Annotated in this window: 10 protein-coding genes; 5 read left to right on the top strand and 5 right to left on the bottom strand. The window is 68.5% G+C overall.

Going from position 1 to position 10,326, the window contains the following annotated elements:
* From JWQ92_RS02605 to JWQ92_RS02585, 5 genes are all read right to left on the bottom strand, one after another.
* Positions 1–866, bottom strand: an 866-nt coding sequence (locus tag JWQ92_RS02605) for an alcohol dehydrogenase catalytic domain-containing protein (RefSeq protein WP_297342898.1), incomplete at its 3' end; no start/stop codon positions are given.
* A 16-nt stretch (positions 867–882) separates the two neighbouring features.
* Positions 883–1,683: a hypothetical protein gene (locus JWQ92_RS02600; RefSeq protein ID WP_297342897.1), complete on the bottom strand. Its 801-nt coding sequence runs from the start codon at positions 1,681–1,683 to the stop codon at positions 883–885.
* Positions 1,680–2,747: a Gfo/Idh/MocA family oxidoreductase gene (locus JWQ92_RS02595; RefSeq protein ID WP_297342896.1), complete on the bottom strand. Its 1,068-nt coding sequence runs from the start codon at positions 2,745–2,747 to the stop codon at positions 1,680–1,682. Before JWQ92_RS02595 ends, JWQ92_RS02600 begins: the two co-directional genes overlap by 4 nt.
* 38 nt (positions 2,748–2,785) lie before the next feature.
* A complete protein-coding gene (locus tag JWQ92_RS02590; protein WP_297342895.1) occupies positions 2,786–3,610 on the bottom strand; it encodes a sugar phosphate isomerase/epimerase in 825 nt (274 codons plus the stop codon).
* Positions 3,611–3,643: 33 nt separating this feature from the next.
* The gene (locus JWQ92_RS02585; protein WP_297342894.1) at positions 3,644–4,675 is read right to left on the bottom strand and encodes a zinc-binding dehydrogenase; all 1,032 of its coding nucleotides are present in this window, start codon (positions 4,673–4,675) and stop codon (positions 3,644–3,646) included.
* Between the two features lie 278 nt (positions 4,676–4,953).
* Here JWQ92_RS02585 and JWQ92_RS02580 point away from each other — a divergent pair, with 278 nt between their 5' ends.
* The 5 genes from JWQ92_RS02580 (at position 4,954) to JWQ92_RS02560 (ending at position 9,869) form a co-directional block, all read left to right on the top strand.
* Complete coding sequence (locus JWQ92_RS02580) at positions 4,954–6,270, top strand: sugar ABC transporter substrate-binding protein (RefSeq protein ID WP_297342893.1); 1,317 nt, start codon at positions 4,954–4,956, stop codon at positions 6,268–6,270.
* 98 nt (positions 6,271–6,368) lie between these two features.
* Positions 6,369–7,373 (top strand): carbohydrate ABC transporter permease, encoded by a 1,005-nt coding sequence (locus JWQ92_RS02575; protein ID WP_297342892.1) that lies wholly within the window; start codon positions 6,369–6,371, stop codon positions 7,371–7,373.
* The gene (locus JWQ92_RS02570; RefSeq protein WP_297342891.1) at positions 7,370–8,320 is read left to right on the top strand and encodes a carbohydrate ABC transporter permease; all 951 of its coding nucleotides are present in this window, start codon (positions 7,370–7,372) and stop codon (positions 8,318–8,320) included. Before JWQ92_RS02575 ends, JWQ92_RS02570 begins: the two co-directional genes overlap by 4 nt.
* A 2-nt stretch (positions 8,321–8,322) precedes the next feature.
* Positions 8,323–9,198 (top strand): nucleoside hydrolase, encoded by an 876-nt coding sequence (locus JWQ92_RS02565; RefSeq protein ID WP_297342890.1) that lies wholly within the window; start codon positions 8,323–8,325, stop codon positions 9,196–9,198.
* On the top strand, positions 9,195–9,869 hold the full coding sequence (locus tag JWQ92_RS02560) for a TetR/AcrR family transcriptional regulator (protein ID WP_297342889.1): 675 nt from the start codon (positions 9,195–9,197) through the stop codon (positions 9,867–9,869). The genes JWQ92_RS02565 and JWQ92_RS02560 overlap by 4 nt, the downstream gene beginning before the upstream one ends.
* Positions 9,870–10,326 lie beyond the last annotated feature (457 nt).

Raw genomic sequence — 10,326 nt, 5'->3', positions numbered from 1 at the left:
GCGAACACCTGAGGCAGCCCCTCGAAGCCCACCGTGACGTCGACGAGTTCGCTGGGGCGAAGGATGCCGTTCGCCGCCAGTCGCTGCGCCCGGTCGATCCAGCGCAGGACGTCATCCGGGTCGCGGTGATGGAGGCTGAGCACGCGGAGGGCGCGGAAGTTCCAGCTCTCCATCTCCACCGTCCTCGTGCCGCCGTTCGACTGGTGGTATCCCATGATCCCCAGCGTCCCGGCGATCTGCACGAGGTCGCTCGCGAGCTTGAGCCCCCCCGCGCCTCCTGTCGCCTCCACGACCACCGGCACGTTCTGCCGCATGGTCTCCGGAACGGCCTCGGGGGCCAGGGTCCGCGCCGCACCCCATGCATCCGCGATCGAACGGCTGCGCTCCCGCGGCTCGATGACCGTCACCGGTATGCCTCGGGCGACGAGCACGCGCAGCGCCATCAGCCCCATGAAGCCGGCGCCGACCAAGGCGACCTCGGGGGGCGTGGCGAGGTCGAGCATCTCGATGCCTCCGATCACACAGGCCAAGGGCTCGGCCAGCGCTCCGTCGAGCAGGCTGCAGTCGTCGTGCAATCGAACGATCCGGGCCGCCGGCACGATCAGTTCCGTGGCGTAGCCGTCCTCCACATAGGCGACCACTCGGCTACCGACCGGGATGCCGCACGCCGACTCGGTGACCGTGCCCGACACCTCATGGCCGATGCGCGCGGGGAAGGCGCCCTGTCCCTCCCGCACCCGGGCGATGTCCGAGTGGCAGATGCCGACGAAGGCGACCTCGACGCGAACGTGGTCCTGGGGGAGCGGCGCGGACTCTCCCGTGCGTGTCTCGACGGCCCCGCGTTCGGTCGCCAGGAGATAGTGCATCTGAGGGCCCTCTCGGTCAGGCGGCGCTCAAGGCGGTGCGGCCGCCCCGAACGAGTTCGACGTCGTGCTCGAAGCCGAGCAGGTCGGTGCCCAGCTGCTCGGACGTCACCAGCCGGTGCAACGTGCGCCAGGCGACCCGGTGAGCCGATTCCCATTTGGTCACGAGCAGCGTGGCGCCTCCGGCTGAGGAGACCACCACATGCCCCGGCCTCGCGGTCGCCGGGTCGGGAACCGTGAGCCGCACAGCGTCGTCCGGCTTGATGATCCGCAGGGACGCCGCCGGTTCGAGGGCGTCCGTGAGGATCGCGGCCAGTGCCACTCGGGCCCCGCTCTCCAAGGTGCCGCGGGCGTCCCACCCGCGGGAGTTGCAGCGGTCGAACGAGAGCTCCACCACAGGCGCGATCGCGGTGCGGATGAGCGCGAGCTGGCTGAGCAGGACCCGATCGAGGTCCGAGCCGACCGGCACGTCGGCACGCACCTCGATCAGGCTCTCCGCGTCGTTCCGCGCGGTGAACGCGGAGACGCTGTCGAGCACGGCGGGGTTGTAGGTCCACCGGCCATCGAGCACGACCGGCACCGTGCTCCCTCGCAGCGCGCGCACCTCCGCCGGCGTGGGGTCGACGACGAGCACCCCTCGGGCCCCGGCGTCGATCGCCCTGACCGCCGCGGAGACCCAGTCCGTCCCGCCGGCGAGGCCGACCAGGTCGGCGTCCTCGCCACCGGGGTGCAGCGACATCGGGAGAGCGGCGAGCGCCTGGCCGATCCGTCCTTCGCTGTCCGCATCCGACGATGCCGACACCGTGAGTCGTGCGGTCATGCCATCACCTTCTCGTTCGCTGCTGCCGTGGCCTCGCGCACTGCGGCCGCGGACTTGTCGGCCACCTCGAGTGCGAAGGTCAGGTCGTGGATGAGCTCCGTGATGTCGAGGGGCTCGGCGGTCCCTCGAGCGAGCTCCGCGAGGAATCGCCACTCGCCTTCGTAGCCGTTGTAGGCGTAGGGGCCGTAGACCTCCGACTCCCAACCCCGGCGGATGACCGCAGTAGCGGAGCCGGCCTGCACATAGGAGGGGCTGAAGTCGATCCGGAGGGCGCTGCTGTCGCCGATGGCTTCGACGGTCCATTCGGGCTCCCAGCTGTGGGAGTTCACGGCGGACACCTGCACGTCCTTCTGCCCGACCCGCAGGTTCACCAGGTACCCCGCGGGGTAGGGAAGTGTGCACGAGAGCACCTCCACGTCGGTGAAGTCGGGGCAGAAAGCCCTGACGAGCGGCAGATCGTGGATGGCGAGCCCCATGATCCCGCCGTAGATCATCCCCGCGGCGACGTCCGGATCGTTCCGATCGGCCGCAGGCCACTGCGGCCGAGTCGCCACCTCCGTGGCGAAGTCCTCGAACCGCGGATTGGGCGGCAGGACGATCGAGTAGCGGATGGTGTGGGAGGTCGTGATCAGATCGTCCCAGTGCGCCTTCGCGGCGAGCCAGCCCGGGTCGAAGGTGTGCATCGCGCCGACGATGATCGGCGTCCTCGTCTCCGCGGCGACCGTGGCGATCTCCTCGGCTTGCGCCTTCGACATCGCGAACGGCTTCTCGCACAGGATCGCCCGCTTGCCGGCGCGGCAGGCGGCGACGACCTGCTCGGCGTGGAACTGATGAGGACTGCAGATCACCACGATCTGCACCTCCTCGTCGGCGAGCAACTCGTCGACGTCGGCGGTCCAGGCGGCGCCGACCCGTCCGGCGACCGACTCCGCGACAGCGGGGTCGACGTCCATCACCCGAACGACGTGGAACACGTCGGTGAGGCGGGCCAGGGTGGGGAGGTGGATGGCCTGGGTCACGGGACCCGCGCCGAGGATCCCCACCCCGAGTGTGGACGGGGTCATCTGCTGCTCCGTTCGAGAAGAGTCGGGTGCGGTGCCGGTCACGCCGAGACCTGCTCGGTGCGGTCGGCGAGGAGATGGAGCAGGCGCGAGCGGCTCAGCACGACCTCCTCGTACGGGTCGTAGTGCTCCGGCTCGTGCTCGATGCTGATCACGCCGTCGTAGCCGATCTCGCGGAGCGCCGCCACGCATTCCGCGATGTCGACGATGCCGTCGCCGAGGGCGCAGGTGTCGTGCGCGCCGGCGGCGCGGATGTCCTTCAGGTGCACATGGGCGACCGCGGGACCGAGCTCGCGCAGCGCCCGCGCCGCGTCGAAGCCCTGCGTCGCGAACCAGCCGGTGTCCACGGTCGCGGCGATGAGACCGTCCTGATCCGTGCCGATCTGCGCCGCGAGCTCTTGGCTGGTGCGCTCAGGGTGGTTCTCCAAGGCGAGCAGCGTGCCGTACTCCGCGAGGATCGACAGCGTCGTCGCACGGTCGGACTCGAGCAGCGGAGTGCGCCCGCCGAGGATGCGGCAGCCGAGACCGAGGATCACCTCGTTCGATCGCCGGAACTCGTCGGCCGTGTCCCCGAAGCCGCCGCCGTAGCTCGCGACGCCCACACCGTGCTCGTTCAGCACGCGCCTCGCCGCAGCCAGATGTGGCTCGGTGGCCCAGTGGTAGTCGAGCGTGGCGCTCCACACGTCGATCGTGTTGAACCCGCTCGCCACGACCTTGGCGACGAAGGCGTCGAAGCGCTCCTCGAAGGTGGCGATGGGCGCGTAGTAGGCGCTCGCGGCGGAGTCGCCTTCGCTCCATCCCTTCGTCATGTTCCAGCCGAGCTGCTCGGCGACGACGTTCGCGCCGTTGAAGGAAATCCTGTCCATACCCGTCTCCCCTTGCGATCGTGAGTTCCGGCCTCAGGCCGGGATGTCGTCGAACTCGCCGTGGGGGAGGAGCAGGATCTTCCCGCACTCCCCGGCGTCCTGCAGATCCATCGCCGCCGACACGTCCTCGAGCGGGAGCACGTGCGTGATGAACTCGTCGAGCAGCGGGCCGGCCTTCCGCACCGTCGCCCACATCTCGTCCTCCAGGGCGAGGCTGTTCCAGTGCCACACCCCTGACAGCTCCAGACCCAGCGGGACGACGGGCGGCAGCACGACGTCGCCGGCCCAGGCGACGATCGCCATCCGGCCTCGGGCGCGCAACGACAGCGCCACGGACCGCGGCGCCGACGGCGCTCCGCTCGTCTCGATGGCCGCGTCCGCGCCGCGGCCGCCGGTGAGGGCGCGGACCTCGGCCGGCACGTCGTCCTCGGTGGGGTCGAAGACCACTTCGGCGCCGAGCCTTCGCGCGAGCGCCGCCCGATACGGTGACGTCTCGACGGCGAAGGTCCGGGCATCCCGGACTGCGCCGTGGATCACGGCTCCGAGCCCGACAGGTCCGCAGCCCGACACGAGGAAGGTGTCGAGCGCGTCCAGATGCATCCGCTCGACCGAGCCGAAGCTCGGACCGAGGCCGCAGCACGCCATCGCGCCGTGCTTCATCGACACGTCGTCCGGGATGCGGATGAGCAGCCAATCGGGTTTGAGGACGTACTGCGCGTACCCGGCCGTGCCGTATGCCTGGCCGGTCTCGGCGAGCACGTCGCGCTGGTCGGTGCAGTGCATGTAGTCGCCCGACGTGCAGACGCGGCAATGGCCGCAGCCGTAGTGCGGCATGACCGCCACGCGGTCGCCCACGTCGAACCGGCGGGAATCGCCCGCATCGACCACGATGCCGGCGGCCTCATGACCGATCGCGGACGACAGCACGCCGTCTCGGCGCTGCTTGAACTCCGTGCACATGGGTGTGACGAGGATCTTCACGACCACGAGGTCGCCCCGTGCCTCCGGCGTCGGCTGGTCGAGGACATCGACGACCCCGCGTGCGGTGATGGCAGCAGCTCGCACTTCGGCCTCTTTCCTCTCCTGACGGGGGACGCTCGCCGACCCGTGCTCGACGCATCCGGGCGGCGTCCCCTCGTGCGCGGCAAAGGTATATCGACGACCACCTTTGGTCAAAGCGGACGCGCCGCCTGCGCCCCCGCCCGGGCGCCGCGTCATCCGGATCGTCTGCGGGATGCGGGCGTGTCGGTCGTTGCGCGAAAGGTGAGGAGCGATATACCTTTGCCCCGCCGCGCCCGGGCCTCCCCGTCCGACGGCTCACGCACAGCATCGAAGGAGCTGCCATGGTGACCAGACACGCCTATCGGAAATGGGTTCCACTGCTCGGCGCAGCGGTCGCCCTCGGCCTGACCGCTTGCGCGGGGTCGAGTGGGACCACGAGTAGTTCGCACGCGTCCGGGCCCGTCCCGGACCCGAAGAAGCCCGTCACGATCACGTTCGCATCGTGGGTCGGTTCGGATCCGACGATGCTGGCGCTCCGCACGGAGTTCCAGAAGGAGCACCCGAACATCACGGTGAAGTTCGAGAACATCCCCTCGGACTCGATGTCGCAGAAACTGACCACGCAGATCGCCGGAGGCAACCCTCCGGACGCGGCATTCGTCGACGCCAGCAGTGTCGCGAGCTTCTCCACCCGCGGGGCACTCGTGAACCTCGACGACTACATCGCTCGGGACAAGGTCGTGAAGCCCGCGGACTACGTGCAGGCGTTCAAGACGTTCGTCACCTACAAGGGCAGCATGTACGGCCTCCCGATCGACGGGGAGTCGACCGGCCTCTTCTACCGGACCGACATGTTCAAGGCCGCCGGAATCACAGCGCCACCGAAGACCTGGGACGAGCTGCAGGCCGACGCCCAGAAGCTGACGGACCCGGCGAAGAAGCAGTACGGGTACGCCCTCTTCGCGCCCGAGGCCGCCTACTACTGGTATCCGTACCTGTGGCAGGCCGGGGGGCAGGTCCTCTCCAAGGACGGCACGAAGGTCGAGTTCGACTCCGCCGCCGGCGAGAAGGCGGCCGACTTCTACGTGGGACTCAAGCGCTACGCGCCGCCGGACTACCTGAACAGCAACTCGTGGGACGGGCGGGTGGCCTTCGAGCACAACCAGGTCGCCATGTACATGGCCGGCTCCTGGTTCGCCGGGACCATCTCGCAGGAGGCTCCGAAGATCACCGGCAAGTGGAACGTCGCGCCCCTGCCCTGCGGCCCGAACGGCTGCGCCACGACCGTCGCGAGTGATGCGCTCGTCGCATTCAGCGGCTCGCCGAACAAGGACGCCGCGTACAAGTGGATCGAGTTCCTCTCGAAGCCGGCCAACATGGCGAGATGGACCTATGAGAGCCCCGGCGGCACCGAGCTGCCGACGATCTACTCGCTGCTGAACTCGAGCGGCTTCAAGTCCAACACGAGCAAGCCCTACATGGAGGGCTTCGCGCAGCAGATGAAGTACGGCGTGGCGAACATCCAGGCGAACAAGAACTGGCCGCAGATGGAGACCGCGCTGTCGGACCAGCTCGGCAAGGCGATCTACGGGAACCTCTCGCCGAAGCAGGCGCTGGACGGGGCAGCCCAGAAGGCCTCCAGCATCCTCCAGCAATGACCGGGGGCGGTGGGGGAGGCGACCGCGTCTCCTCTCCCACCGCCAACGCGTTCCGGGCCTCCCATCGAGACCCTTCATTTCCGATGAACGAGGTGTGCATGTCCGTGGAAGCAGCGCCGCCACCGGCGATGGACGAGCCGCAGAGCGGTCCGCGGGCGGCGGGAACGCCGGTCCGTCGGCGACGGAGATCCGGCGCCGCGCGGTCGAGCGGGCCGGCCCGATCGCCTTGGCGATCCGCTCGGCGCGAGTGGAGCGCCTACCTGTTCCTCGCGCCCGGCCTGATCGTGTTCTCGATCTTCACGCTCTTCGCGCTGCTGTTCGCCTTCTACCTGACGTTCCATGAGTGGGACATCATCAACCCGGACAAGCCGTTCGTCGGGTTGCAGAACTACAGCCGGATGATGACCGACACCGACTTCCAGCAGTCGATCATCAACACCTTCTACTTCACCGGCGCGTCCGTGCCGCTCAGCATGATCATCGGCCTGCTGATCGCGTTGCTGCTCAACCAGGGCATCCGGCTGCGGGGCCTGTTCCGGACCATGTTCTTCCTGCCGCAGGTGACGCCCTTCATCGTTATCGCGATCGTGTGGAAGTGGCTCTACAACGGGGACTACGGGCTGTTCAACTTCTACCTCCTGAAGGCCCACCTGATCACGCAGCCGTTGCACTGGCTGTCCGACCAGAACCTGGCCATGCCGGCCGTCGTGCTGATGACGGTGTGGGCGGGCATCGGTTTCTCGATGGTCGTGTACCTGGCGGCGCTGCAGGCCGTACCGGAGGAGCTGTACGAGGCGGCGAAGATGGACGGGGCCGGCGGCATCGCCCGCTTCCGGAACATCACAGTGCCCCAGCTGCGGCCCACCACCCTGTTCCTGCTCGTGATCGGCATCATCGGCTCGCTGCAGGTCTTCACGCAGATCTACGTGATGACCAACGGGGGACCGGTCGACCGCACCACCACGATGGTGTTCTTCATCTACCAGGCGGCGTTCAAGTTCTACCAGATGGGCTACGCCAGCACCCTCTCGTTCGTCCTGTTCGCGATGACGCTCGTCTTCACAGCGATCCAGCTGTGGCTCTACAAGAAGGCCGATCAATGACCGCAGTGCCCGTCCTCGATCCCGTGCAGGTCGACGCCGGCCGGACCCCCGACCCGCGTGGCCGCAGCCGACGCACCTGGAGCCACCGCACCCGGCTGGCCGTCGTCTACGTGATCCTGATCCCGTTCGGACTCCTCTTCGTCGCTCCGTTCGTCTGGCTGCTGAGCGCGTCGTTCCAGCCGGTGAGCGACATCTTCTCGTGGCCCCCGCAATGGATCCCCGCGCACCCGACCCTCGACGGCTACCGGCAGTTCTTCGGTGCGGGCGGCGCGCAGGCGGGCGTCTGGTTCCTCAACAGCGCGTTCGTGTCGATCTCCGTCACCGTGCTGCAGCTGTTCTGCAACTCGCTCGCGGCGTACGTCTTCGCGAAGCGACGGTTCCCGGGACGAAGCGCGATCTTCCTGCTGTTCCTCGCGACGATGATGGTGCCGCCCCAGGTCACGATGATCCCGAACTACCTGATCCTCCAGCACGTGCCGCTGTTCGGCGGCAACGACCTGTTCGGTGCGGGCGGCCACGGCATGCTCGACTCGTACGAAGGGCTCATCCTGCCCGGCTGCGTGAGCGCATTCGGAATCTTCCTGCTCCGGCAGTACATGACGTCCATCCCGGACGAGCTGCTCGATGCCGCCCGCATCGACGGTGCCTCGGAGTTCAGGATCTACGCCCAGGTCGTCCTGCCGCTGTGCCGGCCGGTGCTCGCCGCGACCGCGATCTTCACGTTCATGGCCGCGTGGGAGGACTTCCTCTGGCCGCTCATCATCATCTCCGACCCGAACAAGTTCACCGCGCCGCTCGGGCTCGCGATGTTCGTCATGAAGAACCAGACGTCGTGGAGCGTCCTGCTCGCGGGCTCCGTGATCGCGACCCTGCCGATGGTGGTCGTCTTCGCCGTGTTCCAACGGCAGTTCGTGCAGGGCATCGCGATGAGCGGCTTGAAGGGCTGATCGTGAACGAGGCCGTCGCGATGCGGGTCGCGCTCGACACGGACATCGGCACCGACGTCGATGACCTCCTGGCGCTGGCGACCATCCTCGGCTCTCCCGAGCTCGAACTCGCCGCCGTCACCACCGTCTACGGCGACACCCTCCACCGAGCGCGCATGGTCGCCAAGGTGCTGCGGATCGCCGGAGCCCCGCACGTCCCCATCGTCCCAGGGCTCAGCGCGCCTGCATCCGGCCGTGAGGTGTGGTGGGCAGGGCACGAGGGCAGATTGCTCGGCGATCTCACGAGTGAAGCGGTGGACGAGGGGATGGATGCGGGGGAGACGCTCGCCGGCGTCCCGACGGTGATCGGGATCGGGCCGCTGACCAATGTCGCCCAGGCCGTCCTGGGCCCGCACCAGGGCCTCCAGCGGCTGGTGCTCATGGGTGGCGACTTCGCCTCCGGAGGTACCGAGCACAACCTGCGGTCCGACGCGGCGTCCGCCGCGGCGGTCTTCGCAGCCGATACGCAGACCCTGGTCGTGGGCATCGAGCAGACCGAGCGAGTGCACGTGCGACCGCAGTTCCTCGACGACCTGGCCGGCCGCGGTGAGCTCGGTGCTCTGCTGGCCGCGGAGGTGGAGCAGTACCAGGAGTTCTCCGGAGGGAGGCCGAGCGTGCCCCACGACGTCGTCGCAGTGCTGCTCGGTGTCGCCCCCGAGCTGTTCACTCTCGCTCGCGGTCACATCTCGGTGGTCCCAAGCGGTCCCGATGAGGGGCGCGTCGACTTCGCCTCCGATCCCGCGGGACCGCACAGTATCGTCACCGACCTCGATCCTCGCGAGATCGTGAGTGAGATGGAGCGGCGCATCCTGCGGGTCGCGGCGTCGGCTCGCGCGTGACCGACATCGATCGGCGCCCGTCGCTTCCATATGGTGAGCAGGTGCCGAAGGTCAAACAACGTGGCCCTTACCGGACCGGGATCCAGAGTCGCGCGAAGATCGTCGCCGCCGCGGTCGACGTCTTCGGACGATACGGCTACAAGGGCGGCACGCTTCAGCAGGTCGCGGACACCGTAGGCCTTACCGCGGGAGCGATCACCAAGCTGTTCGGCTCGAAGGAGCAGCTGCTCATCGCGGTGCTGCAGCACTGGGCCTTCCTGACCGAGGACGTGATCGGCGCCGAGGCGAAAGGCAAGGACCGTCTCGAGGGCTTCGGGCGGCTCATGGCATTCCACATGGAGCACCGAGGGTTCCTCGAGCTCTACATCACGATGGCCGCCGAGACCGCCGCCTTCCCCGAGCACCCCGCCCACGACTTCATGGTGGACCGGTACATATCGACCCTCGCCCACCTGCGTTCCCTGCTCGCCGAAGGGGTGAAGGAAGGATCGTTCAACACGATGTCGAAGGATGAGATCGACAACGAGGCCGAGTGCCTGCTCGCGGCGATGGACGGGCTGGAGATCCAGTTCCTCTTGAACCCAGGGTTCGACCTGGAACGCTCGTTCCGGATGTACGTCCAGAACCTCGAGGCACGGCGCGCATCGGCCGATGCCGTCGGCGGGTCGTGAGCCCCCGAGGCGCCTTCGGGCTCCTGAGTTCGACGGCTCCGTCCAGGCCCGTGGCGCTCGGAAGGCGCGACTCCGGATGCCGAATCGGTCAAGCGCGCGCGGGCTGCAGTGAGACGCGGTCGACCTCGGCGCGGCGCCGTGCGCGTCCGCGCCGACGCGGTCCGCGCCGACGGCCGGGGAGTCGAGACCCAGGGCCAGGCGAAGACCGGAGCCGGCACCAGGACGATCCGCAGTCGAGGAACCGAGGCGGTTCAGTTCGGACGTCCCGCGCCGCGGTCTCCCGTGCGTTTCTTGGAGATGGACGAGGGGTGCGGGCCGGCGGATCGCGCGGGCCTGCACCCCGGCGAAGTCAGGGCTGGAGGACCAGCTGCAGTTCGAGGTTGATGGTGACGTCGTCGCCGAGGGTGAGTCCGCCGCCTTCGAGGGCCATGTTCCAGTTGATGCCGTAGTCCTTGCG

It is taken from the genome of Amnibacterium sp. (genome assembly GCF_025463795.1).
GTDB lineage: Bacteria > Actinomycetota > Actinomycetes > Actinomycetales > Microbacteriaceae > Amnibacterium.
This window is presented reverse-complemented; position numbering and strand designations above follow the sequence as displayed.

What these genes read in the sequence shown, in the direction of transcription:
- JWQ92_RS02600 (WP_297342897.1), bottom strand. Translation starts at nt 1,683, where the DNA reads ATGACCGCACGACTCACGGTGTCGGCATCGTCGGATGCGGACAGCGAA.
- JWQ92_RS02595 (WP_297342896.1), bottom strand. Translation starts at nt 2,747, where the DNA reads ATGACCCCGTCCACACTCGGGGTGGGGATCCTCGGCGCGGGTCCCGTG.
- JWQ92_RS02590 (WP_297342895.1), bottom strand. Translation starts at nt 3,610, where the DNA reads ATGGACAGGATTTCCTTCAACGGCGCGAACGTCGTCGCCGAGCAGCTC.
- JWQ92_RS02580 (WP_297342893.1), top strand. Translation starts at nt 4,954, where the DNA reads ATGGTGACCAGACACGCCTATCGGAAATGGGTTCCACTGCTCGGCGCA.
- JWQ92_RS02575 (WP_297342892.1), top strand. Translation starts at nt 6,369, where the DNA reads ATGTCCGTGGAAGCAGCGCCGCCACCGGCGATGGACGAGCCGCAGAGC.
- JWQ92_RS02570 (WP_297342891.1), top strand. Translation starts at nt 7,370, where the DNA reads ATGACCGCAGTGCCCGTCCTCGATCCCGTGCAGGTCGACGCCGGCCGG.